The organism is Stenotrophomonas maltophilia, assembly GCF_039555535.1.
Taxonomy (GTDB): domain Bacteria; phylum Pseudomonadota; class Gammaproteobacteria; order Xanthomonadales; family Xanthomonadaceae; genus Stenotrophomonas; species Stenotrophomonas maltophilia_Q.
The window spans coordinates 3,757,547-3,778,955 of record NZ_CP154630.1 but is presented as its reverse complement, the minus strand read 5'-3'; the positions used below and the strand labels follow the sequence as shown (position 1 = coordinate 3,778,955).

At 66.8% G+C, this 21,409-nt stretch carries 24 protein-coding genes and 1 tRNA gene; 16 read left to right on the top strand and 9 right to left on the bottom strand.

Annotated features, from left to right (window positions below; translation table 11 throughout):
• Positions 1 to 32 precede the first annotated feature (32 nt).
• The 11 genes from AASM09_RS17500 to queC all read left to right on the top strand — a co-directional run bounded on the left by AASM09_RS17500 (position 33) and on the right by queC (position 10,776).
• Positions 33 to 1,883 (top strand): potassium transporter Kup, encoded by a 1,851-nt coding sequence (locus tag AASM09_RS17500; protein WP_180848865.1) that lies wholly within the window; start codon positions 33 to 35, stop codon positions 1,881 to 1,883.
• A gap of 482 nt (positions 1,884 to 2,365) precedes the next feature.
• Positions 2,366 to 3,406 (top strand): Holliday junction branch migration DNA helicase RuvB, encoded by a 1,041-nt coding sequence (gene ruvB, locus AASM09_RS17495; protein WP_005410754.1) that lies wholly within the window; start codon positions 2,366 to 2,368, stop codon positions 3,404 to 3,406.
• Positions 3,396 to 3,827: a tol-pal system-associated acyl-CoA thioesterase gene (ybgC, locus tag AASM09_RS17490; RefSeq protein WP_049428719.1), complete on the top strand. Its 432-nt coding sequence runs from the start codon at positions 3,396 to 3,398 to the stop codon at positions 3,825 to 3,827. The genes ruvB and ybgC overlap by 11 nt, the downstream gene beginning before the upstream one ends.
• Positions 3,828 to 3,837: 10 nt before the next feature.
• Entirely contained in the window at positions 3,838 to 4,617 is a 780-nt protein-coding gene (gene tolQ / locus AASM09_RS17485; protein ID WP_006438802.1) for a protein TolQ, read from the top strand.
• Between the two features lie 24 nt (positions 4,618 to 4,641).
• Positions 4,642 to 5,070: a protein TolR gene (tolR, locus tag AASM09_RS17480; RefSeq protein ID WP_005410751.1), complete on the top strand. Its 429-nt coding sequence runs from the start codon at positions 4,642 to 4,644 to the stop codon at positions 5,068 to 5,070.
• Positions 5,060 to 6,115, top strand: a complete 1,056-nt coding sequence (gene tolA / locus AASM09_RS17475; protein WP_049428717.1) for a cell envelope integrity protein TolA — start codon at positions 5,060 to 5,062, stop codon at positions 6,113 to 6,115. Before tolR ends, tolA begins: the two co-directional genes overlap by 11 nt.
• Before the next feature lie 284 nt (positions 6,116 to 6,399).
• A complete protein-coding gene (gene tolB / locus AASM09_RS17470; RefSeq protein WP_032128528.1) occupies positions 6,400 to 7,719 on the top strand; it encodes a Tol-Pal system beta propeller repeat protein TolB in 1,320 nt (439 codons plus the stop codon).
• 64 nt (positions 7,720 to 7,783) lie between these two features.
• Positions 7,784 to 8,302: a peptidoglycan-associated lipoprotein Pal gene (gene pal, locus AASM09_RS17465; protein ID WP_005410748.1), complete on the top strand. Its 519-nt coding sequence runs from the start codon at positions 7,784 to 7,786 to the stop codon at positions 8,300 to 8,302.
• A 3-nt stretch (positions 8,303 to 8,305) separates the two neighbouring features.
• Positions 8,306 to 9,124: a tol-pal system protein YbgF gene (ybgF, locus tag AASM09_RS17460; protein ID WP_033832980.1), complete on the top strand. Its 819-nt coding sequence runs from the start codon at positions 8,306 to 8,308 to the stop codon at positions 9,122 to 9,124.
• A gap of 206 nt (positions 9,125 to 9,330) precedes the next feature.
• The gene (gene queE / locus AASM09_RS17455) at positions 9,331 to 10,032 is read left to right on the top strand and encodes a 7-carboxy-7-deazaguanine synthase QueE (RefSeq protein WP_100443661.1); all 702 of its coding nucleotides are present in this window, start codon (positions 9,331 to 9,333) and stop codon (positions 10,030 to 10,032) included.
• A 78-nt stretch (positions 10,033 to 10,110) separates the two neighbouring features.
• Complete coding sequence (gene queC, locus AASM09_RS17450; protein ID WP_043400548.1) at positions 10,111 to 10,776, top strand: 7-cyano-7-deazaguanine synthase QueC; 666 nt, start codon at positions 10,111 to 10,113, stop codon at positions 10,774 to 10,776.
• A gap of 64 nt (positions 10,777 to 10,840) precedes the next feature.
• Here the strand turns inward: queC and AASM09_RS17445 are convergent, their stop codons facing one another.
• Complete coding sequence (locus tag AASM09_RS17445) at positions 10,841 to 11,839, bottom strand: DUF2268 domain-containing putative Zn-dependent protease (protein WP_049428711.1); 999 nt, start codon at positions 11,837 to 11,839, stop codon at positions 10,841 to 10,843.
• Positions 11,840 to 12,017: 178 nt separating this feature from the next.
• Between AASM09_RS17445 and AASM09_RS17440 the strand changes: the two genes are divergently transcribed.
• Positions 12,018 to 12,093: transfer RNA gene (locus AASM09_RS17440), tRNA-Lys, on the top strand.
• A gap of 71 nt (positions 12,094 to 12,164) precedes the next feature.
• On the opposite strand, the gene AASM09_RS17435 is transcribed toward AASM09_RS17440, so the two are convergent.
• Together AASM09_RS17435 and AASM09_RS17430 are read right to left on the bottom strand one after the other, a co-directional pair.
• Positions 12,165 to 12,482, bottom strand: coding sequence for a hypothetical protein (locus AASM09_RS17435; RefSeq protein ID WP_049428710.1), 318 nt, complete (start codon positions 12,480 to 12,482; stop codon positions 12,165 to 12,167).
• An 83-nt stretch (positions 12,483 to 12,565) separates the two neighbouring features.
• On the bottom strand, positions 12,566 to 12,922 hold the full coding sequence (locus tag AASM09_RS17430) for a hypothetical protein (RefSeq protein WP_049428708.1): 357 nt from the start codon (positions 12,920 to 12,922) through the stop codon (positions 12,566 to 12,568).
• 266 nt (positions 12,923 to 13,188) lie between these two features.
• Between AASM09_RS17430 and AASM09_RS17425 the strand changes: the two genes are divergently transcribed.
• The 3 genes from AASM09_RS17425 (at position 13,189) to AASM09_RS17415 (ending at position 15,551) form a co-directional block, all read left to right on the top strand.
• The gene (locus AASM09_RS17425; protein ID WP_152906565.1) at positions 13,189 to 13,485 is read left to right on the top strand and encodes a hypothetical protein; all 297 of its coding nucleotides are present in this window, start codon (positions 13,189 to 13,191) and stop codon (positions 13,483 to 13,485) included.
• Between the two features lie 193 nt (positions 13,486 to 13,678).
• Positions 13,679 to 14,530, top strand: a complete 852-nt coding sequence (locus AASM09_RS17420) for an alpha/beta hydrolase (protein WP_049428707.1) — start codon at positions 13,679 to 13,681, stop codon at positions 14,528 to 14,530.
• Between the two features lie 82 nt (positions 14,531 to 14,612).
• Entirely contained in the window at positions 14,613 to 15,551 is a 939-nt protein-coding gene (locus AASM09_RS17415; RefSeq protein WP_049428706.1) for an alpha/beta hydrolase, read from the top strand.
• Between the two features lie 15 nt (positions 15,552 to 15,566).
• On the opposite strand, the gene AASM09_RS17410 is transcribed toward AASM09_RS17415, so the two are convergent.
• Complete coding sequence (locus AASM09_RS17410) at positions 15,567 to 15,989, bottom strand: response regulator (protein WP_049428703.1); 423 nt, start codon at positions 15,987 to 15,989, stop codon at positions 15,567 to 15,569.
• A gap of 92 nt (positions 15,990 to 16,081) precedes the next feature.
• Complete coding sequence (locus AASM09_RS17405; RefSeq protein WP_414488878.1) at positions 16,082 to 16,849, bottom strand: CPBP family glutamic-type intramembrane protease; 768 nt, start codon at positions 16,847 to 16,849, stop codon at positions 16,082 to 16,084.
• Between the two features lie 159 nt (positions 16,850 to 17,008).
• Here AASM09_RS17405 and AASM09_RS17400 point away from each other — a divergent pair, with 159 nt between their 5' ends.
• Positions 17,009 to 17,335: a zf-TFIIB domain-containing protein gene (locus AASM09_RS17400; protein ID WP_049428698.1), complete on the top strand. Its 327-nt coding sequence runs from the start codon at positions 17,009 to 17,011 to the stop codon at positions 17,333 to 17,335.
• A 53-nt stretch (positions 17,336 to 17,388) separates the two neighbouring features.
• Here the strand turns inward: AASM09_RS17400 and AASM09_RS17395 are convergent, their stop codons facing one another.
• The 4 genes from AASM09_RS17395 to AASM09_RS17380 form a co-directional block, all read right to left on the bottom strand.
• Positions 17,389 to 17,901 (bottom strand): GNAT family N-acetyltransferase, encoded by a 513-nt coding sequence (locus tag AASM09_RS17395; RefSeq protein ID WP_049428695.1) that lies wholly within the window; start codon positions 17,899 to 17,901, stop codon positions 17,389 to 17,391.
• A gap of 81 nt (positions 17,902 to 17,982) precedes the next feature.
• The gene (locus AASM09_RS17390) at positions 17,983 to 18,993 is read right to left on the bottom strand and encodes a copper resistance protein B (RefSeq protein WP_100443660.1); all 1,011 of its coding nucleotides are present in this window, start codon (positions 18,991 to 18,993) and stop codon (positions 17,983 to 17,985) included.
• Positions 18,990 to 20,789 (bottom strand): copper resistance system multicopper oxidase, encoded by a 1,800-nt coding sequence (locus AASM09_RS17385; RefSeq protein ID WP_049429917.1) that lies wholly within the window; start codon positions 20,787 to 20,789, stop codon positions 18,990 to 18,992. Before AASM09_RS17385 ends, AASM09_RS17390 begins: the two co-directional genes overlap by 4 nt.
• A gap of 75 nt (positions 20,790 to 20,864) precedes the next feature.
• Complete coding sequence (locus AASM09_RS17380; RefSeq protein WP_049429918.1) at positions 20,865 to 21,248, bottom strand: CopL family metal-binding regulatory protein; 384 nt, start codon at positions 21,246 to 21,248, stop codon at positions 20,865 to 20,867.
• Positions 21,249 to 21,409: the final 161 nt, after the last annotated feature.

The following is a 21,409-nucleotide window of genomic DNA, read 5'->3' as shown; positions in this document are numbered from 1 at the left end:
GCGGCCACGGTCACGCTCCTCCAGCCGGAGGCATGGCGCTGATCATCGGTGCGATCGGCGTGGTCTTCGGCGATATCGGTACCAGCCCGCTGTACACCCTGAAGGAGGCGTTCTCGCCGCACTATGGGCTCAACAGCGACCACGACACCGTGCTGGGCGTGCTGTCGCTGGCGTTCTGGGCGCTGAACATCGTGGTTACGCTGAAGTACGTGACCATCATCATGCGCGCCGACAATGACGGCGAGGGCGGCATCATGGCGCTGATGGCGCTGACCCAGCGCACGCTGCGCAACGGGTCGCGCTCGGCCTATGTGGTGGGCATCCTGGGCATCTTCGGCGCCTCGCTGTTCTTCGGCGACGGCGTGATCACCCCGGCCATTTCAGTGCTGGGCGCGGTCGAAGGCCTGGAGGTGGCGGCCCCCGGCCTGCATGCGTTCATCGTGCCGATCACCGTGGTGGTGCTGCTGATGGTGTTCGCCGCGCAGCGCTTCGGTACGGAGAAGATCGGCAAGGCGTTCGGCCCGATCACCTCGGTCTGGTTCATTTCGCTGGCGGCGATCGGCATCTACAACATCGTCGACGCGCCGGAAGTGCTGAAAGCCTTCAACCCGTGGTGGGCGATCCGCTTCTTCATGGAGCACAGCTGGCACGGCATCTTCATCCTCGGTGCGGTGGTGCTGGCAGTGACCGGCGGCGAAGCGCTGTACGCCGACATGGGCCATTTCGGCGCCAAGCCGATCCGCCACGCCTGGTACTTCTTCGTGCTGCCGTGCCTGGTGCTGAACTACCTGGGGCAGGGCGCGCTGGTGCTCAACCATCCCGAGGCGCTGAAGAACCCGTTCTTCGAGGCCGTGCCGTCGTGGGCGCTGTACCCGATGATCATCCTGGCCACGATGGCGGCGGTGATCGCCTCGCAGTCGGTCATCACCGGCGCGTTCTCGGTCTCGCGCCAGGCCATGCAGCTGGGCTACATCCCGCGCATGCGCATCAAGCACACCTCGCACGACACCATCGGCCAGATCTACATCCCGGGGATCAACTGGGGTATCGCGGTGATGGTGATCGGCCTGGTGCTGGCCTTCCGCAGCTCGTCCAACCTGGCCGTGGCCTACGGCATCTCGGTGTCGGCCACCATGCTGATCGATACCCTGCTGCTGGCCCTGGTCGCCCGCTCGCTGTGGCCGAAGGCGCGCGCCTGGCTGCTGCCGCTGTGCGTGGTGTTCTTCATCATCGACCTCGGCTTCGTCATCGCCAACGGCGCCAAGCTGCTGCAGGGCGCCTGGTTCCCGGTGGTGCTGGGCATCTTCCTGTTCACCATGATGCGCACCTGGCGCCGTGGCCGCGAACTGCTGCGCGATGAGATCCGCAAGGACGGCATCCGCCTGGATACCTTCCTGCCGGGCCTGATGCTGGCACCGCCGGTACGCGTGCCGGGCACCGCCGTGTTCCTCACCGCCGACCCGACCGTGGCCCCGCACGCGCTGATGCACAACCTCAAGCACAACAAGGTGCTGCACGAGCGCAACGTGTTCCTGCACGTGGTGACGCTGCCGGTGCCGTACGCGCCGGAGGGACAGCGGCTGAAGATCGAATCGGTGGGCGACGAGTTCTACCGGGTCTACGTGCGCTTCGGCTTCATGGAGACCCCGGACGTGCCGCTGGCGCTGATGCGCTCGTGCGACCACGGCGGCATCTACTTCGACCCGATGGACACCACCTTCTTCGCCAGCCGCGAGACCATCGTGGCCACCGCCAACCGCGGCATGCCGATCTGGCGCGACAAGCTGTTCGCGCTGATGCATCGGAATGCCGCGCCGGCCACGGGCTTCTTCCGGATTCCAGGCAACCGTTTGGTCGAGCTGGGCGCGCAGGTAGAGATTTAATCTCCACCTGCGCTACGTCCCACGATTTGCTGCGCAAACCGTGGGCCCCGCGCGCATTCCACCTTATCCCCCCGCCTATCGGCGCGCCCCCTTGAACAACAAGGGGGCTGGGCTTCCCGAAGTGTTCCGCGCCAGCAGCTGGGCATTGCTCGGCTGCACCGTTCCATCCACGCATGGCGTGGATCTACCGTGTCGACCAAGGTCGACACCCACCAAGAGCGGGCAGAGCAGGCCACGCCATCCAGACAGATCGCGGGAATCTGTCGAAGGCGGGGTGGGTCCGGTTGCGGGGGCGTGAGCCGCATGGATGCGGCGACCGAGCCTACATGGACGTATTTACGGCCCCCCCGCAGCCGGACCCACCCTGCCATCCCTCAGCAACCCTGCTTCTGCTCTTGCTTCGGCTGTTGCCGTTGCTTCGGCCTCTGCGGGTGCCGGGCGCAGCCCGGCCGAAACCCGTACTTTTGCCGCATAATCAGCACATGACCGACGACCGCATCATCGGCGCCGGCGCCACCCGCGAGGATGACGCCGCCGACGCCAGCATCCGCCCCAAGCGCCTTGCCGATTACCTCGGCCAGGTGCCGGTGCGCGAGCAGATGGAGATCTACATCCAGGCGGCCAAGGGGCGTGGCGACGCCCTCGACCACGTGCTGATCTTCGGGCCGCCGGGCCTGGGCAAGACCACCCTCAGTCATGTCATCGCCAATGAACTGGGCGTGGCCCTGCGGGTGACCTCCGGCCCGGTGATCGAGAAGGCCGGCGACCTGGCCGCGCTGCTGACCAACCTGCAGCCACACGATGTGCTCTTCATCGACGAGATCCATCGCCTGTCGCCGGTGGTCGAGGAAGTGCTGTACCCGGCGATGGAAGACTTCCAGATCGACATCATGATCGGCGAGGGCCCCGCGGCGCGCTCGATCAAGATCGACCTGCCGCCGTTCACCCTGATCGGCGCCACCACCCGCGCCGGCCTGCTGACCGCGCCGCTGCGCGACCGCTTCGGCATCGTCCAGCGCCTGGAGTTCTACAGCGTCGAGGAGCTGACCCGTATCGTGCGCCGCTCCGCCAGCATCCTCGGCATCGACTGCACCGCCGATGGGGCAGGGGAGATCGCGCGCCGCGCGCGGGGTACCCCGCGTATCGCCAACCGCCTGCTGCGACGCGTGCGCGACTACGCGCAGGTCAAGGCAGGTGGCCACATCGATGAGCCGGTGGCCCAGGCCGCGATGAAGATGCTCAAGGTCGACCCGGAAGGCTTCGACGAGCTTGACCGGCGCCTGCTGAAAACGATGGTGGACTACTTCGACGGTGGCCCGGTCGGCATCGAATCGCTGGCTGCGGCGCTGTCCGAAGAGCGCGGCACGCTGGAAGACGTGGTCGAGCCCTACCTGATCCAGCAGGGCTTCCTGGTGCGCACTGCGCGTGGCCGCATGGCCACGCACAAGGCCTACCGGCACATGGGCCTGAAACCCAAGAACCCGCCGCAGGACCTGTTCGCCGAGGTTCCCGATGTCGGTTGAGCCGCGATTCAGTTGGCCGACACGCATTTACTGGGAAGATACCGATGCCGGTGGCGTGGTCTACCACGCCCGGTACGTGGCCTTCATGGAACGGGCCCGGACGGAATGGATGCGCGCGCTGGGCTACGGCCAGGAGCGCATGCGCATCGAGCACGGCATGATCTTCGCGGTGCGTTCGATGCAGATGGATTTCATCAGGCCGGCACGGCTGGATGACACCCTGCAGGTGAGCGCCCGCCTGGTCCAGCTGAAGAAGGCCAGCATGGTCTTCGAGCAGCAGATCCTGCGCGATGGCGAACTGCTGCTGTCGGCCCAGGTCCGCATCGCCGCACTGGAAGCGGCCAGTTTCCGCCCGCGTGGCATGGACGAGGCCGTCCTTGCCATGCTGCAACCCCACCTCCACCCCGAATCCGAACTTTGAGGAACAACGGATGATCGCAACGCTCCTGGCCCTGCAGGCCACGGTCACCGAGGCACTGCCGGCCGATGTCAGCAACGCCGCGACCCAGACCCTTGCCCAGGCCACCACCGGCGGCGGCATCAACTACCTCGAGCTGATGGCCAAGGCCAGCCTGCCGGTGAAGATCATCGTGCTGCTGCTGCTGGTCGGCTCGTTCGTCAGCTGGGTGATCATTTTCCGCAAGGCCCGCGTGTTCAAGCAGGCCACCCGTGAAGCCGACGAGTTCGAGAACCGCTTCTGGTCCGGCGCCGACCTGGGCAAGCTGTACAGCTCGGCCACCGACCGCAGCCGCAATGTCGGTGGCCTGGAAGCGATCTTCGAAGCCGGTTTCCGCGAATACACCCGCCTGCGCGACAAGCGCCGGCTGGACGGCCGCGCGCAGCTGGAAGGCGCACAGCGTGCCATGCGCACCACCTACACCCGCGAAGTGGACCAGCTCGAGCGTAACCTGGAGCTGCTGGCCAACATCGGCTCGACCGCGCCGTACGTAGGCCTGGTCGGCACCGTGTTCGGCATCATGGTGACCATGCACGACATGATCAGCAGCGGTGCGCAGGCCGGCATCGCCGCCGTTGCCCCGGGCATCTCCGAAGCGCTGTTCGCCACCGCCATCGGCCTGTTCGTGGCCATCCCGGCAGTGTGGGCCTACAACCGCTTCACCACCCGCGTTGAGCGCATGTCGGTGCGGTTCGAGACCTTTGCCGAAGAGTTCAGCTCCATCCTGCAGCGCCAGAGCGCTGGCGACGAGTAAGCGCCTGACCCGGGAGTCCAAGCCATGTCCGCTGCCATCGGTCGCCGCAAGCGCCGCAAGCTGAAATCGGAAATCAACGTCGTTCCCTACATCGACGTCATGCTGGTGCTGCTGATCATCTTCATGGTCACTGCGCCGCTGCTCACGCTGAGCTTCGACGTCGACCTGCCGCAGTCCAACGCCAAGGCGCTGGAAAGCAAGCAGGACCCGGTGATCGTCTCGGTGCGCCAGGACGGCCAGCTCAGCCTGAAGCTGCCCGATGCCAAGGAACCGACTGCCGTGTCGGCCGAGGAACTGGAAGGCCGCCTGGCCGGCATCGCCGCCCAGGACAAGGGCGTGCGCGTGATCGTCGCCGCCGACCGTGCCGTGGCCTATGAAAAGGTCATCGCCGCGATGGATGTGATCAAGCGCGCCAAGGTAGACAAGGTAGGCCTGGCCACCGATGCACGCTGACGCCCTGCCACCCCCGCAGCAGCGCGAACCCGGCTGGGGCCTGCCCCTGGCGCTGGCGTTGCTGGTGCACCTGCTGGTCGCGCTGGTCTTCATCGTGGCCTGGTTCTGGTCGCCCGAGCGCAACACCGACGCCGCCGCCGGTGATCCGTCGGTCGAGGCCAGCCTGGCGCTGTCTGCGTCCGAGGCCTCCGCTGCGCGCCAGGCCCTGCGGCAGTCGGAAAAGCTGGAAGACCTGCCGCCGCCGGTGGCCGAGCCGGTCCCGGTGCCGGAAGACACCATTCCGCCGCCGCAGCCGATCCCCGAGCCGCGCCCGCAGGACGCCCCCACGCCGCAGCAGCAACAGGCGCAGGAGCGCGTCGCGCAGCCGGACACCAAGGACCAGGAAGCGGTGAGCGCGCTGGCCATCTCGCAGGAGAAGGCCAAGCAGGAGCAGGAAGCCAAGCGCCGCCAGGAGCAGATCGACCTGACCGAACGCAAGCGCCAGGAAGAAGCGGAGCAGAAGCTGCGCCTGGCAAAGCAGCAGGAAGCGGACGAGAAGAAGAAGCAGGCCGAGCAGGAGCGCGTGGCCGCTGACAAGGCCGAGGCCGAGAAGCAGAAGAAGATCGCCGAGATCCGTGCCCGCCGCGAGCAGGCCGAGAAGGAAGCCAAGCTGGCCGAACAGAAGCTGCGCCAGGTGGCCGCCGCGCGCAACGCTGCCGGCAGTGCCGCCGCCGGTGCCAGCGGTGCGTCCCAGCCGGCCGCCGGTGGTGGAGGCAACAGCGACGATCTTTCGGCCAAGTACGCAGCCGCGATCCAGGCCAAGGTACTGTCGCAGTGGGTGCGCCCGGATACGGTGCCGCTGGGCCAGCGCTGCCAGATCACCATTACCCAGATTCCGGGTGGCACGGTGATGCAGGCCAAGGTCAGCCCGAACTGCCCGTACGACGAGGCCGGCAAGCGTTCGATCGAGGCCGCTGTGCTCAACGCGCAGCCGCTGCCGTATCGCGGCTTTGAGTCGGTATTCGCGCGCACGCTCAACTTCACCTTTACCGCCCAGGATCGCTGAGGCGGCCGGGCAGGGCGGCCAGCACGGCCGCTCGTGCCCACGTTTGTCGTGCCTGCCTCTGGTCGGCCCGGTTCCGGTCGGGCAGTCTGTGGACTGCTGTCGAACACCGCCCCGCTGGGCGGCGTGACGGGGCAGGCGGGCGCGATGTTAGCCACGACGTTAACGGTGCGTGAGAGGACGGGCTGGAACTGACCCGGAATTCACGTACCCTTGGTTCATGATTGCGAAGCGGTTCACTTCCGCTTTGTTATCCCTCGTTCCGGTTTCCCCCTATTGAGCGCTCCATGAAAAAGATGCCTCGCTGGCTTGCCGTGTTTGCGGCCCTGTTGCTGCCCTTTGCTGCCGTCGCGCAGCAGAAGGGGCTGGATATCGACATCATCGGCGGCAATGCCTCCGCGCTGCCGATCACCATCGTGCCGATGCCCTATCAGGGTTCGGCGGCTGCACCGCAGACCGACGTCGCTGGCGTGGTCCGTGCCGACCTGGAGCGTTCGGGCCAGTTCCGTACGCTGCCCGAAGCGCAGATCGTCGAAAAGCCGGTGCGCGGCGGCGACATCCAGTTCGCCACCTGGCGCGCGCTGAAGCAGAACTACATCGTGGTCGGCCGCGTGCTCGACGCCGGGGCTGGCGCCTACCGCGTCGAGTACGAACTGTTCGACGTGCCCAAGGGGGAGCGCCTGCTGGGCCTGGCGATGACCGCCCGTGGCAACGCCATGCGCGACGTTGCCCACCAGATGGCCGACGCCATCTACGAAAAGATCACCGGTGTGCGCGGCGCCTTCTGGACCCGCATCGCCTACGTGACCGCCAGCGGCAAGGGCGATGCCATGCGCTATGCGCTGATGGTGGCCGACTCCGACGGCTACAACCCGCAGACCATCGTGCGTTCGGCCGAGCCGCTGCTGTCGCCGTCGTGGAGCCCGGATGGCAGCAAGCTGGCCTACGTCAGCTTCGAGCGTGGCAATTCGGCCATCTACATCCAGAACATCGGCACCGGCGCGCGTGAGCTGGTCACCAGCTTCCGCGGCATCAACAGCGCCCCGGCGTTCTCGCCGGACGGCCGCAAGCTGGCCCTAACCCTGTCGCGTTCGGGCAACCCGGAAATCTACGTGATGGACCTGGGCAGCAAGCAGCTGACCCAGCTGACCAACCACTTCGCCATCGATACCGAGCCGACCTGGGCGCCGGATGGCAGCGCGGTGTACTTCACCTCCGACCGCGGCGGCCGTCCGCAGGTCTACAAGGTGGGTGCGGGCGGCGGCAGCGCCGAGCGCGTGACCTTCCAGGGCAACTACAATGCCAAGCCCTCGGTGTCCTACGACGGCAAGAAGATCGCCGTCGCCCAGGGCTCGGGCAACAGCTACAAGATCGCGATGATGGACAGCTCGCTGGGTTCGCCGCGCTGGAGCACGCTGTCGCCGGGTTCGCTGGATGAGTCGCCGAGCTTTGCGCCCAACGCAAGCATGGTGTTGTACGCCGCCCGCGAAGGTGGGCGTGGCGTGTTGTATGCCGTCTCGGCCGATGCGCGGGTTCGCCAGCGTCTGGTCCTGGCCGATGGTGATGTGCGCGAACCGGCATGGTCCCCATACCGTACCCAGCGCTAAAAGAGTGTTAATATTTTCGTTGTCTTGAACCCCTCATCGGCCTAGGAGCCACAAAGGTATCGCCATGAACAAGTCCACCCGCGTTCTGCTTGTTTCCCTGCTGTCTGTGGCCGTCCTGGCCGGTTGCTCGAAGAAGGTGAAGGAAGAGCCGGCAGCCCCGGTCGACACCGGCACCTCGACCACCACCCCGACCGGTCCGTCGACCTCGGGCCTGTACGGCCCGGGCGACCTGGACACCGACGCTTGCCTGCGCCAGCGCGTTGTCTACTTCGACCTGGACAAGGAAGACGTGAAGCCGGAATTCCAGGCCATCATGGCTTGCCACGCCAAGTACCTGCGTGACCGTCCGTCCTCGCGCATCACCCTGCAGGGTCACACCGACGAGCGCGGTTCGCGCGCGTACAACCAGGCCCTGGGCGAGCGTCGTGGCAACGGCGTCAACTCGGCCCTGCAGGCCAACGGTGGCTCGGCTTCGCAGCTGACCGTCGTGTCCTACGGTGAAGAGCGTCCGGTCTGCACCGAGTCGAACGAGTCCTGCTGGTCGCAGAACCGTCGCGTCGAAATCGTCTACACCGCGCAGTAATCCATGCGCATTGGCATCAAACTGATGCTGGTCGTTGCGGCAGCCCTCGTGGCTGCCGCACCGGCGCATGCACAGCGACAAAGCCTGGCTGACCGTGTCGGCGCGCTCGAGCAGCAGATGTACAACAACAGTGCCAACCAGGACCTGTTGAACCAGATCAACCAGCTGCGGCAGCAGGTCACCAGCCTGCAGGCCTCGATCGAGCAGTTGCAGCACGACAACGCCCAGCTCAAGCAGTCCGCCCAGGACCAGTACCTGGATCTGGACAGCCGCCTGAACCGGTTGGAAGGGGGCAATGCCGCCCCGGCCCTGCCGCCCGTTCCGGCGAGCGCGCCGAAGGCCGCACCGGCCCCGGCAAAACCCGCAGCGGCGGCCACTTCCGAGCGGCCGCCTTCCGTCCATGGTGATGCCGGCAGCCTTGCCGCCACCGGCGACGAGCGCACCTCCTACAACGTCGCCTTCGATTCGCTGAAGGCCGGCAAGTACGATGATTCGGCGCAGCTGTTCCTGAGCTTCCTGCAGCTGTACCCGAACGGCGTCTACGCGCCGAACGCGCTGTACTGGCTGGGCGAGAGCTACTACGCCACCCGCAATTTCCCGATGGCCGAGACCCAGTTCCGTGAACTGCTCGCGCGCTATCCGACCCACGACAAGGCCGCTGGTGGCCTGCTCAAGGTTGGCCTCTCGCAGTATGGCGAGGGCAAGGTCGACCAGGCCCAGCAGACGCTGGAGACCGTCGTGGCGCAGTACCCGGGCTCGGACGCCGCGCGCACCGCCCAGGACCGGCTGCAGTCCATCCGCCTCGGCAAGCAGATCCGCTGATCCGCTGACCGGGCGTACAATAGATGCCCTGTAGAGCCGAGCCCATGCTCGGCTGCTTTCGTTTCCGGATCGGCAAACCCGCCCGGATCCGGTAGCGCCGGGCCATGCCCGTCCGGTTGCAGTTGTAGAGCCGAGCCATGCTCGGCTGCTTTCGTTACCGGCCACGGTAGCCCACCCGCCACGTGTCCCACCAAGAAGTGCCCGCCATGACCGCCGTTACCCCGTCCAACGCCGTCGCCACCCCCAGCGACATCGTGCAGTCGCCGCTGCCGCGCCTGAAGATCACCGAGATCTTCACCTCGCTGCAGGGCGAAGCCGATACCGCCGGCTGGCCGACCGTGTTCGTGCGCCTGACCGGCTGCCCGCTGCGCTGCCAGTACTGCGACACCGCCTACGCCTTCCACGGCGGCACCTGGTGGGACATCGACGACATCGTGGCCGAGGTGATGGCCCAGGGCGTGCGCCACGTCTGCGTGACCGGCGGCGAGCCGCTGGCGCAGAAGCGCTGCCTGGTGTTGCTGCAGAAGCTGTGCGACGCCGGCATGGACGTCTCGCTGGAAACCTCCGGCGCGCTGGATGTCAGCGCGGTGGACCCGCGCGTATCGCGCGTAGTCGACATCAAGACCCCGGGTTCGGCCGAAGTGGCGCGCAACCGCTGGGAAAACCTGCCGCTGCTGACCGCCCGCGACCAGATCAAGTTCGTCATCTGCAGCCGCGAAGACTACGACTGGGCCAAGGCCCTGCTGGCCGAGCACGATCTGGTCAAGCGCTGCACCGTGTTCTTCTCGCCCAGCAAGGGCGAGATCACCGCGCGCCAGCTGGCCGACTGGATCGTCGAAGACCGCCTGCCGGTGCGCTTCCAGATGCAGTTGCATAAAATCCTGTGGAACGACGAGCCGGGCCGATGAGGCCAGGCAACGTTCCCTGATGTAACTCCGGCGCGGGACAGCGTGCTGGCTTTCCCCTCCCAACCGGATGTTTTACCCATGAAGAAGGCAGTCGTGCTTCTCTCCGGCGGCATGGATTCAGCCGCCGTCATCGCCATGGCCCAGGAACAGGGCTTCGCCGTGCATGCCCTGAGCGTGCGCTATGGCCAGCGCCACACCTCCGAACTGGACGCCGCCGCCCGCGTGGCCAAGGCCCAGGGCGTGGTCGCGCACAAGACCGTGGACGTGGACCTGCGCAGCATCGGTGGCTCGGCACTCACCGACGACATCGACGTGCCCGAAGCCGGCGGTGCCGGCATCCCGGTCACCTACGTGCCGGCGCGCAACACCATCATGCTGTCGCTGGCCCTGGGCTGGGCCGAAGTGCTCGGTGCCAATGACATCTTCTGCGGCGTCAACGCCGTGGACTACTCCGGCTACCCGGACTGCCGCCCCGAGTTCGTGGCCGCGTTCCAGGCGCTGGCCAACCTGGCCACCAAGTCGGGCGTGGAAGGCGCGGGCATCAAGGTGCATGCCCCGCTGCAGTTCCTCAGCAAGGGCCAGATCGTCAGCGAAGGCGTGCGCCTGGGCGTGGACTTCGGCCTGACCGTGTCCTGCTACAACGCCGACGCCAACGGCGCCGCCTGCGGCCACTGCGACGCCTGCCGCCTGCGCGCGCAGGGCTTCACCGAAGCCGGCGTGCCGGACCCCACGTTGTACGCCTGAGGTGATGGGGCTGATGCCCCCGATGGTGGGTGCGAACCGTTGGTTCGCACTCTCTGTCCCGGCGCTACCGGCGGCTGGAGTCTGGTAGTGCCGGCCGCTGGCCGGCAGCCTCATCAGGCAACCACCCCGACGCCTCGATGAAGGCCCGCACCGACTTCGGATCGGCATAGTCCAACTCGATCATCCGCGCGATCCCAGCCTTCTCATCCTTCTGCCGCCGCATGTACTCCTGTGCGATGCGATACCCGGCGTAGTACCCCAGATCACTCACCCCGAACGGATTGCGGGCGCTGTTGTAGAGCCAGTTGTCGAGGTTACCGCCGTCCATCTCGGCAATGAAACGCGTGCGGATGTCCGCCTCATGCGCGGGCCCGTAGCTGTACAGCGGCAACGCCGGCCGACGCCCACTCAACCGCTCTGCTACATACTCGGCCACACCCTCGCGCACCGCGTACTGGGCCAGGCTGCCGGTGGTCTCACGCTGCTGCGTGTGCACGTACTCGTGCAGGTTGTTCTGCGCGTTGTTCGCGCCCGGCCGGCTGTCGTAGAAGATCCGCAGGCGGTCGCGCATCTTCTCCGGAAGCTCGCTCACGTCCACGCGCTCATCGCCCAGCGCCATCTCCGCTCCAAGCAGCACCTTGTCGCCCAGCGTGGTGCCACCGGTGCGCAGCACGCCCACCGCATAGGTGATGGTGGCCGGGCGCAGGGCAGGGTAGAGCGCACGGAACGCAGCCAGATCGCGCTCCAGCGAGGCACTGGCCTGCTGTGCGTTGGCGGTGAGCGGCCGCACCGATGTCCAGAAGCGCGGCCACGCGTTCATGGCCTCGGCGTATTCGCGGGCGGTGTAGTTGCGCACCTGCATCAGCGCATGCAGTCCCGGGCTGCCCGGATCGATGTAGCGCTGCTGGACCAGCGCCACCTGGCGCTCGGCGTCGGGTTCGGCGCGCACCGCATCGTAGGTGGCCCAGAAGCGGGCAATGTCGTCGGTGACCACCTGGGACGGGGCGGCCAGGGCCGCGCAGGGCAGCAGCAGGGCGGCAATGAGGCTGAAGGGCAGGCGCATCCGGAGTTCCGCGATGGATCACAGCTGAGATGCGACGTTGGCCCGGAAGGTTTAAGCCCGCGGCCCAGATCGAGGTAGAGCCGGCCGCTGGCCGGCAACCTCGACACACCGGGGTTTCACGCGATCGGACAAAGTAGGGTAGAATGCCCACCCCGCCGAAAGGCTGGGGCAGTGCAATGGGCCGTTAGCTCAGTCGGTAGAGCAGAAGACTTTTAATCTTTTGGTCGTAGGTTCGAATCCTACACGGCCCACCATTGCATCAATGATCCAGGTCATTCAAAAAGGCACCGCCAAGCGGTGCCTTTTTTGTTGCTTGTGCCAACTCCTACTTGGCCTTGGCACCCTGCGCTCGCGCCGTCTCGCGCTCCGCCGCTGCCTGTGCGGCAGAGGCTGCGGCGTTGGCGGCCCGCTCCGCCGCGGCACGATCCGCATCGAACCGCGCCTGCCGCTGGGCGCTGTAGGTGCGTTCCAGTTCCAGCGAGGCAAGGAAACTGTCTGGATGCTTTGCGGCACACGCCTGCTGTACCAGTTGCACTGCATGATCGGACAGTCCGGGCTGGATATTGCCCAGCAGGCAATCGGCATACGGTACGGACGCAGCGGGGCCAGCAGCCAGCGCGGCAACGATCACAACATTCAACATACAAACCTCCTTGTAGGTTTCGATGGGACCCGGTACCGGCCGGTCCGGCCCCAGTATGGCCCGGTTTGCGGTGCAGGGTGAGGCTACTCCGGCCGCACATCCCGGCACACCAGCTCGGCCAGGCTGCGGCAGCCAAAGAACAGCCCTTCAACCACGCCCTCATCCAGATGGCGTTCCGGTGTTGCCATCGACCGACAACGGTCGGCTGCGTGCAGCATTTCCGCCACGGTCAGCATGCCGATGGCGGCCCGTTCCACCCGCGACAGGGCAACCCCGCGCCCTGCGGAAAGGCTGGTTTCAGGCCAGGGCAAGCCATCGGCGCCTTCGCCCGCGCGGATGCGTCTGAGGCAGCCCAGGAAGGTGCTCAGTTCGGGCGAAGGGTTGTCGTCGTCATCGTTGACGCTGGCGGCATCTGAAGCATAGGGCGGACGCTGGGTCATGTCGGCTTCCTCGGCGCTGGGGTGGGAATGCCACCGCGCAGGGCGGGTGGCGGGCGATGCGTGGCTGCAAGCCGGGATGACAGTAAGCAGTTAACCGGCGGGTCCGAAAACCCCCACGCACCGCCCGCCATGAAGGCCGACGGATCACCCGCCGGCACGGTCCAGAGACAGTGTCGGCGGGTGAGCGCAAACAACATGCTTACAGTCATCACGGGCTTGCAGGCCCGGTGCCACCCGTTGTCGGTGGCGCAGCATGGTGTTTACGCATGCGCTTGGATTTCAATGAGGATTCTCCGAAGAGAAATGCAGTACCCAGGCGCGCGGCGATGGTGGCGCAGACACATCTGATGCAGCAAGCGACAGCACGCGACGTGTTCGTTCTAGTGCTCAGTCAATCGCGTTGGAAAATGTCGAAATCTGCTGGCGGCGGCGACAATGCCGTGATGTATCACGTGGATAGTTGGCGTGATTATCGCCTGAAGTGGTGGCACGACCCGCGAGTCATGTCCTCAAATATCGGTGCATTTGCGACGAACGAGGTGTTGGCGTCCGCGCCTGGGTGAGGTGTTGTAGAGCCGAGCCATGCTCGGCTGCGGTTTGCACCAAGGCCTAGCCGAGCGTGGGCTCGGCTCTACAGTGGTCCATCCACGCTTGGCGTGGATCTACGCATCTGGCAGGGGTGTTGAGCGTGCCGAAGCCGCCAATGCCTGCGGCAGGGCGGTATCCTCGGTCTCTTTCCCAGGATGGGTTTTCCCCATGCGCCTCATCGTGCTGTCGCTGTTGTTGTCCGCTGTCTCCACCACGCCACTGATGGCCGCCGAACCGGCGCCGTCCGCGCAGACAACGCCGGCCACGCCGCTGGTCATCGGCGAGACCTTCACCGTGCAGTCGAAGGCGCTGGGCGAGACCCGTCGCATCAACGTCTACCGCCCGCAGCCGTGGGGCCTTGACCCGAAAACGCCGCTGCCGGTGCTCTACATGCCCGACGGCGGCATCGGTGAGGATTTCCTGCACGTGGCCGGCCTGGTGCAGGTGCTGAGTGGCAATGGCAGCATGCGTCCGTTCCTGCTGGTCGGCATCGAGAACACCGAGCGCCGCCGCGACATGACCGGCCCCAGCAAGGACCCGCAGGACCAGAAGATCGCGCCGCGCATCGGCGGCTCGGCGGCCTACCGCACCTTCCTGCGCGATGAACTGATGCCACAGGTGCGCCAGCGCTACCCGACCACCGACGAGCGCGCGCTGATCGGTGAATCGCTGGCCGGCCTGTTCGTGGTGGAAACGCTGCTGCAGGAGCCGACGCTGTTCAACAGCTACATCGCGCTGGACCCTAGCCTGTGGTGGAACCGGGGCACGATGCTGGCGGGTGTGGCCAAGCAGCTGCCGGCAGTGACGCGTGTGCAGCCGCGCGTGTTCCTGGCCAGCAGTGGGCAGCCGGAGTTGGCTGCGTCCGCCGCGCAGTTGGCCACGCTGCTGCAACAGGCGTCGCCGTCGCCGCTGGTGAAATACCTGCCGCTGCCGGAAGAAACCCACGCCACCATCTATCACCCGGCCGCATTGCAGGCGCTGCGCACGCTGTTCCCGGCACCGCCGCCGGCCTCGCCCTGACCGCACTGGTACCCGGCTGCACTCCATGCAAGGATGCGGCAGCGGCGCCATCCGGTGCGCCGCCCGCAACGGGAGCGTGTGGATGCAGCGTGTGCGTGGATGGAGTGTGGCGGCCTGCCTGGCCGTGAGCGGCTGTGCGATGTCGGTGGCGCCGCCGGCAGCGCAGAGTGAAGCGAAGGAGAGCCCGGCCACCGCTGTGTCGGGCGTGGTATTGCCGGATACCGAAGCGCTGCGCGTGCACGATCCGGTCGGCCGCGATTACCCGGTCTGGGTGGCGCTGCCGGCCGACTACGCCGCACATCCGGAAAAGCACTATCCGGTGCTGTACGTAACCGATGCGCTGTACAGCTTCCCGCTGGTACGCAGCGTGCGCAACATGGTGGGGCAAAAGGGCGCCAACCTGGAGGATTTCATCCTGGTCGGGCTGCCGCCGCAGGAGGGCCTGACGTCCAAGCAGAGCCGCTCGCGCGATTACACGCCCAGCGACCCGGCGCGTACCGATCCGCGTGACTACAGCGATGACGTCAGCTACGGCGGCGCGGCGCACTACCGCGATTTCCTCGCTGAGCAGGTGCTGCCGATGATCGATGCGCGCTACCGCACTGATCCGGCGCGGCGCGCCTATGCGGGTCATTCCTATGGTGGCCTGTTCGGCGCCTATGTGCTGACCACGCGCCCGGATATGTTCCGCACCTACATCCTCTCCAGCCCATCGCTGTGGTTCGACGACCATCGGGTGCCGCGCATGCAGGCCGAAGCCAAGGCGCCGGCGCAGCCGACCACGGTGGTGCTGTCGGTGGGCAGCTTTGAAACGGTCAAGCCCGAACCGCGTTACTTCACCCGCAACGACATGCTGCGCCACAACGCCGAATTCGCCGAGCAGCTGCGCAACAGCGGGCGATCGTTGAAGGTGGAGAACATGGTGATCGATGACGAAGATCACTTCACGGTCTACCCGGACATGATCACCCGCGCGCTGCTGAAGGTGTTCCCGGGTACCGGACCGTACAGCAGCGGTTGATGGTGGATGAACGCCTCACGCCGCCTGTGCATCCGGCCGGGTCAACACGCCCACATCGGCGTGCCGGAAGCACAGCCGGATGGCGTCGAGCAGCTCGCTCATGTTGTACGGTTTGGGCAGGAAATGGATGCCATCGCGCAGCTGCGGCAGCACCTGATGCTGGTCCATGCCCGAGGTCACCAGGATCGGCAGTTGCGGATATAGCCCGCGCACCTGGTTGGCAGCTTCAATACCGCTGATCGCACCCAGGTTGACGTCGGTGAACAGCAGGTCAAAACGCTCACCAGCGGCCAGAAGGCCCAATGCCGCTTCGGCAGAGCTCACGCCCACCACGTGGCAGGCCTGGCTTTCCAGCGCAAGACGGCTCAGCTCGCGGGTTTCCTCGGCGTCCTCGATCAGCAGGACGCGGGGTTCAACGTGGCGCTTGGACAGCAACATGACGCTACAGCTCCGGAAAGCAGCAATGAAAAGGCGCGCAAGTATGCGCAAGCCGGGGGTGATCCCGGCGTGCACGCCAGGCTAAGTGGGCGTTACAGCGGGCGCTGGCGCCGCTGGCGTACCTGCCAGGCCAGTACCGCTACCGCCAGCAGCGCGGTGCCTATGCGCAGGCTGGTGGCCTGCCAGCCGAGCGCGACGGTGTCATCGAGGCTGAACACATTCCAGGCCAGGTTCATCGACACGTGCAGCACCAGGCCGCACCACAGGGTGTCGCCATCCAGATGGTCCAGCCAGGCGAAGATGAAGCCGCCCAGTGCGATCACCGCGCCGACGAACAGGGCGGTGCCGCCGCCGTCGAATCCACCGAAGCCGAGCCAGTGCACCCAGCCGAACAGCAGCGCCTGCGGCAGCGCAAGCAGGGCCCACGGGCCGCGCATGAGCTTCACCAGCAGCACGAAGCCAAGGCCGCGGAACAGCACTTCCTCGGCCAGCGGGAACAGCACGGCGAGCGTCGTTGCATCCAGTGCGGTCAGTGCGGTGTTGGGCGTGCCCAGCAGCGCCAGTCCCAGCCAGCAGGGCAGGCTGGCCAGCAACACCCACAACGGGCCGCGCCAGCCGTTGCCGCGCAGCCCCAGGCTGGCCATCAGGCCCTCCCCACGCGGGCGCAGCAGTGCGGCCAGCAGCAGCGCCAGCAGCACGGCCAGTGCGTTGTCGAGCAGGCTGCCGCCGTAGGGCATAGGCAAGGCGGGAATCGGCGCGCCTGCGGCCGCAGCGACATCACGCAGATTCAGGCCCAGGCCGACGCCGAGCAGCACCAACAGCAGGCGCGCGGCGCTGGGCAGACGGGACAGGCGGGACAGGACGGTCATGCACGCACTCCCTGCGGAACCAGCGTGCAGTGTGGAAGGCGGCCGGGGACGCTCGCACGCGCCGGAAGTCCCTGTGCCATCGGTCATGTGTTGCCGCACAGTCATCCGTGGGCAGGTAGAGTCGTTGCCAGACCTTCAGGAGCCATGCCCATGCTGTGCCCCGTGTGCAAGACCCAGACCCTGCAGATGGCCGAGCGCCATGGCATCGAGATTGATTACTGCCCGAGCTGCCGAGGTGTGTGGCTGGATCGTGGCGAGCTGGACAAGATCATCGAGCGCGCCGGTGCTGGTGCCAGTGCAACGGTACCGCCGCCTGCGCCGGTGCAGGCACAGCCGGCCGCTGCGCCGCCGCCGGTGATGCATCGCGATACCCGCCACCTTGGCCAGCGCTACGAGGACAACCGCGGCCAGCAGTACGGCCACGGCTACAAGAAAAAGAAGAAGGACAGCTTCCTGTCGGAGTTGTTCGACTTCTAGGCGCGTTGCTTTTGTACAGTCGAGCCATGCTCGACTCTACAGGGGCCGCATGCTCACGGCCGGCGCAGGATGAACTCGCGGTCGTGGGTGTCGCCAACGATGAAGTCGTACTCGCCGACCTTGCTGCAGCCGTAGCGCGCGTAGAAGCGCTGCGCGCCGAAGTTCTCTTCCCATACGCCCACCCACAGGGTGCGGCGCTGCGGGTGGTCCAGCCAGTCCATGAACGCCTGCATCAGGCGCGCGCCGTGGCCGCCGTTCTGATGGTCGGCCAGGATGTAGAAACGCTTCAGTTCGATGTCGCCCTCGCGCGCCTCGGCGTGCGGCAGGGTGTTGGCACCGGCCGCCAGATAGCCGACCACGGCGTCGCCGTCCATCAGCAGCCAGATCGCACTGCGCGGGTCGGACAGTTCGGCGCGCTGCGGTTCGCTGCTGTAGTGCGCCTGCAGGAAATCCTGCAGCTCCTGCGCCGGGTAGGAGTCGCCCCAGGTTTCGTTGTAGGTGGTGATGGCGATGGCCGACAGCGCGTCGACATCGGCGAGGGTGGCGCGGCGGATCTGCAGCGACATGGCGGAGCCTGCATTGGAACGTGGCGCAGTGTAGCCGGCCCCGGCGGCTGCCGGGGCTGGCGGTTGCTCACAATCCGCTGATCAGAACCACATGCGGACGCCGGCCACCCAGCGCGTATCGCGTGCGTGGTCGCCGGCATAGTCGGCGGTGTCGCCGAAGCTGCGTTCGTGGCTGATGCCGATGTACGGCGCGAAGCGGCGGCTGAACTCATAGCGCAGGCGCAGCCCGGCTTCGACCTTGTTCAGGCCGCGGCCGATGCCGTACTCCGGCTCGCCCTTGGCCGCCACCGTGGCTTCCAGCAGCGGCTGCAGGATCAGCCGGTTGGTCAGCAGCACGTCGTACTCGACTTCGGCCTTGGCCAGCACCTGGCCACCGGAGCCCATGTACAGCGTGGCCGAGCTCTCGAATTTGTACGGCGCCAGGCCCTGGATGCCAAGGGCCGCCCAGGTGCGCGAGTCGGCGGGGCGGAAGTCCTGGCGCACGCCGACCAGCACGTCCCACCACGGCGACACGCTACGGCCGTACAGGGCCTCCAGCGATGAAGACTCGGTGCGGCCACGGCTGCGTTCACCATCGGTGCGCAGCCACAGGCGGTTGATGTTGCCGCCGATCCAGCCGGTGGCTTCCCAGGCCTGGCCGTTGCTGCTCTTGCCATCCCAGTGTTCGAGGCGGTCGATCAGCAGCAGGCTGTTGATCTCCGGCGCGTGTTCCATCGCACCATGCGCAATGGGCGGGAACGCGGCGGCGCGGTCGGCGTCGGTCGGGACCGGGATCGGCTCGCGCGGTTCGGTAGGTGCGGGCGTGCCGTGGCCCATCGCCCCGTGGTCCATCTGCGAATGGTCCATCGTCGCTGGCTGCGTCGCGCCATGGTCCATCTTCGAGTGGTCCATGCCGGCGTGATCTGCCGCGTCCATGTCCATCTTCGAATGATCCATCGTTGAATGATCGACCGGTTCGGCCGGGGTCTTCGCGGTCTTCGCAGGTGCGTTCATCGCGCCCATGTCATGGCCCGCGTGCGACTGCGCGAACACCGGCAATGCGGCGGCCAGGCCCAGGGCCAGCAGGCTGGGGGAAAGGAGTGAGCGGCTCATTCTTCGATCCTCACTTCGCGCATCATGCCCGCTTCCATGTGGTACAGCAGATGGCAGTGGTAGGCCCAGCGGCCGAGTGCATCGGCGCGCACGCGATAGCTGCGGCGGGTGCCAGGGGGCATGTCGATGGTGTGCTTGCGGACCTGGAACTCACCTTGCGCGTTTTCCAGATCGCTCCACACGCCGTGCAGGTGGATCGGGTGCTGCATCATGGTGTCGTTGACCAGCACGATGCGCATGCGCTCGCCGTAGTTCAGCCGCAGCGGTTCGGCGCTGGCGAACGGGATGCCATCGAACGACCAGGAGAATTTCTCCATGTGCCCGGTCAGGTGCAGCTCAACGTCGCGGCTGGGCTCACGACCATCCGGGTCCTCGAACAGGCTGCGCATCGCGCCGTAGGTCAGCACCTGGCGGCCGTTGTCGCGCAGGCCGATGCCGGGGTCGTCCAGCTTCGGTTCGGTGGCCGAGCTCTGCATGTCCACCAGCGGGTTGTTGCGTTCGCTGGCCGGATGCTTCGGTGCCTTGCTGGCGGTACTGCCGCCGCCATGTGCACTGTGGTCCATGTCGCCCTGGCCCATGCCCATCATCGCGGACATGTCGTGCCCCGCGTGGTCACCCCCCATGTCATGCCCCATGTCGCTCATGGTCAGCAACGGGCGCGGGTCGCGCGCAGGGATCGGTGCCTGCAGGCCATGGCGCACCGCCAGCGTGCCGGCGGCATAGCCGGTGCGACCCATGTCCTGGCAGAAGATGGTGAACGCGTCCTGGCCGGTCGGTTCCACCAGTACATCGTAGGTTTCGGCTGGGGCGATGCGGAACTCGTCGATGCTGACCGGATGGATGTACTGGCCGTCGGCGGCCACCACGGTCATCTTCAGGCCGGGGATGCGCACATCGAAGTAGGTCATCGAGGCGCCGTTGATGAAGCGCAGCAGCACCTTCTCGCCGCTGCGGAACAACCCGGTCCAGTTGCCGGCCGGGGCGGTGCCGTTCATCAGGTAGGTGTAGGTGTGCGCGTTGATGTCGGAGATATCTGTCGGCGTCATCCGCATCCGGCCCCACATGCCACGGTCGGACAGCGCGGCCGACCAGCCCTCGCGCTTCACGTCACGCAGGAAGTCGGGCAGGGTGCGCTTGTAGTAGTTGTCATGCTCGGCGAGCTTCTTCATGCGCCGGAACAGCGCGCCGGGATCCATGTCGGTCCAGTCCGACAGCATGATCACGTGCTCGCGGTCGTGGTGGTACGGCGCCGGTTCGGCCGGGTCGATGATCAGTGCACCGTACAGGCCGGCCTGCTCCTGGAACATCGAGTGGCTGTGGTACCAGTAGGTGCCCGACTGCTTGAGGTCGAAGTGGTAGTGGTAGGTCTCGCCGGGGCCGATGCCGTTGAAGCTCAGCCCGGGCACGCCGTCCATGTTGGCTGGCAGCAGGATGCCGTGCCAGTGGATCGAGGTCGGGTGGCGGTCCAGCGTATTGCGCACGAACAGATCCACCGTCTGGCCTTCGCGCCAACGCAGGATCGGCGCGGGCAGCGAACCGTTGACGGTGATCGCCGGGCGGGTACGGCCGGTGAAATTGGCCAGCGATTCGCCAATGGCCAGTTCGATGCGGGTATCGCTGAGCACGGCCGGGGCACCGGCCAGGCGTGGGGTGGCAGTGGCCGCGGCAAGCGCGCGCTGCGGCACGCCGACGGCAGCGATGCCGGCGACCACGCCACCGGCGGCAAGACCCTGTACGAACAGGCGTCGCGACGGCATGGGCACGGCGCCCGGACCGGGGGGATTGCGGGTATTCATGGTGGAGACTCCAGACACGGAAAGACGCCGGCAGGCGGCCGGCTCCGGTGCGCAGGGCGCACGGTTCGTGGGGAATCAGCCGATGGGAGGGCGTGAGATCGGCGGCAGCGGCGGCGCCGGGCGGCCATTGGCCGGCATCGGCTGCGGTGCCAGCGACAGGCCGGGAGCGGCCAGGTACGGCAGCGGCTGCACCACCAGCAACGGGTGCTGGGCGCAGCTGCGCACGCAGTCCTTGATCTGGCAGTGGGCGTCGTGGGCGGGAGCCTTGGCCTGCGGGGTCTCGTCGGCCCGCATGGCGGCGTGGTGGTGGCAGTCGGCATCGCCGCCCTCAACCGTGGCGGCCACGGCATGGGCCATCCGCCCCATTTCCTCATGACCGCTGGCCATGGCCGCGTTCAGCCCGTTGAGCAGCAGGCTGAGCATGAGCACGACACGAAGCAGGGTCGAGGCGAGGGACATGGCGCTAATCTAGCTGCAAGCGGGCGTGGATGCACTTCCGGCTGAATGGCTGGTTCAAGGTTGGACCTGCTCCAGTGTAGAGCCGAGCCCACGCTCGGCTGCGTCTGCACGAACGGCAGCCGAGCGTGGGCTCGGCTCTACAGGGGCATCAGCGTACGGTT

Bases quoted from the DNA above. Each gene is read 5' to 3' on its own strand.
- AASM09_RS17500 (WP_180848865.1), top strand. From the start codon at position 33: ATGGCGCTGATCATCGGTGCGATCGGCGTGGTCTTCGGCGATATCGGT.
- ruvB (WP_005410754.1), top strand. From the start codon at position 2,366: ATGACCGACGACCGCATCATCGGCGCCGGCGCCACCCGCGAGGATGAC.
- ybgC (WP_049428719.1), top strand. From the start codon at position 3,396: ATGTCGGTTGAGCCGCGATTCAGTTGGCCGACACGCATTTACTGGGAA.
- tolQ (WP_006438802.1), top strand. From the start codon at position 3,838: ATGATCGCAACGCTCCTGGCCCTGCAGGCCACGGTCACCGAGGCACTG.
- tolR (WP_005410751.1), top strand. From the start codon at position 4,642: ATGTCCGCTGCCATCGGTCGCCGCAAGCGCCGCAAGCTGAAATCGGAA.
- tolA (WP_049428717.1), top strand. From the start codon at position 5,060: ATGCACGCTGACGCCCTGCCACCCCCGCAGCAGCGCGAACCCGGCTGG.
- tolB (WP_032128528.1), top strand. From the start codon at position 6,400: ATGAAAAAGATGCCTCGCTGGCTTGCCGTGTTTGCGGCCCTGTTGCTG.
- pal (WP_005410748.1), top strand. From the start codon at position 7,784: ATGAACAAGTCCACCCGCGTTCTGCTTGTTTCCCTGCTGTCTGTGGCC.
- ybgF (WP_033832980.1), top strand. From the start codon at position 8,306: ATGCGCATTGGCATCAAACTGATGCTGGTCGTTGCGGCAGCCCTCGTG.
- queE (WP_100443661.1), top strand. From the start codon at position 9,331: ATGACCGCCGTTACCCCGTCCAACGCCGTCGCCACCCCCAGCGACATC.
- queC (WP_043400548.1), top strand. From the start codon at position 10,111: ATGAAGAAGGCAGTCGTGCTTCTCTCCGGCGGCATGGATTCAGCCGCC.
- AASM09_RS17445 (WP_049428711.1), bottom strand. From the start codon at position 11,839: ATGCGCCTGCCCTTCAGCCTCATTGCCGCCCTGCTGCTGCCCTGCGCG.
- AASM09_RS17435 (WP_049428710.1), bottom strand. From the start codon at position 12,482: ATGTTGAATGTTGTGATCGTTGCCGCGCTGGCTGCTGGCCCCGCTGCG.
- AASM09_RS17430 (WP_049428708.1), bottom strand. From the start codon at position 12,922: ATGACCCAGCGTCCGCCCTATGCTTCAGATGCCGCCAGCGTCAACGAT.
- AASM09_RS17425 (WP_152906565.1), top strand. From the start codon at position 13,189: ATGCGCTTGGATTTCAATGAGGATTCTCCGAAGAGAAATGCAGTACCC.
- AASM09_RS17420 (WP_049428707.1), top strand. From the start codon at position 13,679: ATGCGCCTCATCGTGCTGTCGCTGTTGTTGTCCGCTGTCTCCACCACG.
- AASM09_RS17415 (WP_049428706.1), top strand. From the start codon at position 14,613: ATGCAGCGTGTGCGTGGATGGAGTGTGGCGGCCTGCCTGGCCGTGAGC.
- AASM09_RS17410 (WP_049428703.1), bottom strand. From the start codon at position 15,989: ATGTTGCTGTCCAAGCGCCACGTTGAACCCCGCGTCCTGCTGATCGAG.
- AASM09_RS17400 (WP_049428698.1), top strand. From the start codon at position 17,009: ATGCTGTGCCCCGTGTGCAAGACCCAGACCCTGCAGATGGCCGAGCGC.
- AASM09_RS17395 (WP_049428695.1), bottom strand. From the start codon at position 17,901: ATGTCGCTGCAGATCCGCCGCGCCACCCTCGCCGATGTCGACGCGCTG.
- AASM09_RS17390 (WP_100443660.1), bottom strand. From the start codon at position 18,993: ATGAGCCGCTCACTCCTTTCCCCCAGCCTGCTGGCCCTGGGCCTGGCC.
- AASM09_RS17385 (WP_049429917.1), bottom strand. From the start codon at position 20,789: ATGAATACCCGCAATCCCCCCGGTCCGGGCGCCGTGCCCATGCCGTCG.
- AASM09_RS17380 (WP_049429918.1), bottom strand. From the start codon at position 21,248: ATGTCCCTCGCCTCGACCCTGCTTCGTGTCGTGCTCATGCTCAGCCTG.